Raw genomic sequence first — 496 nt, 5'->3', positions numbered from 1 at the left:
GTGGTGGTGTGGCTTGACGAAGTCTGCATACATGCGCGCATGCGGCACCTTGCCCAGATCGTGCGCCATGTGCACATAGGGCACGACCACCACGCGGAGCACCGACGGCAGCTGGCGGGCGATGTCGCCCAGCTTGTCGAGGCAACCGATGGTCTTGCCGCCATAGAAGTAACCGTCGCAGGCAATCAGCACCTTGGGCTCGCTCTGACCGAAGCGGTCGAGCACGCCCTGCACGCCGAAATCGGGTGAGGCCGAGGTGAAAATCGCGCCAATGCTGGCCGCAGCGAGCATGGCCACGATGGTTTCCGGCATGTTGGGCATGAAGGCCGCGACGCGGTCGCCCTTCGTCACGCCCTGCTCGCGCAGTGCCGCGGCAAACTGAGCCACGGCGCGGTACAGCTCGCCATGCGACATGCGGTTCTTGACCTGATCCTCGCCCCAGAACACCAGCGCGTCGTGACTGTCGCGGCTGCGCAGCAGATTCTGTGCAAAGTTC

General features: G+C 64.5%; 1 protein-coding gene. It reads right to left on the bottom strand.

All coding sequences use genetic code 11. The features are described from left to right. Positions 1 to 496: AMP-binding protein (locus AC22G6_RS21835; RefSeq protein ID WP_487368507.1), on the bottom strand; the 496-nt coding region annotated here is incomplete at both ends.

Source organism: Parazoarcus sp. PS-13 R2A (assembly GCF_057621855.1).
The sequence above is the reverse complement of the archived record's forward strand: the minus strand, read 5'-3'. Positions and strand labels throughout refer to the sequence as shown.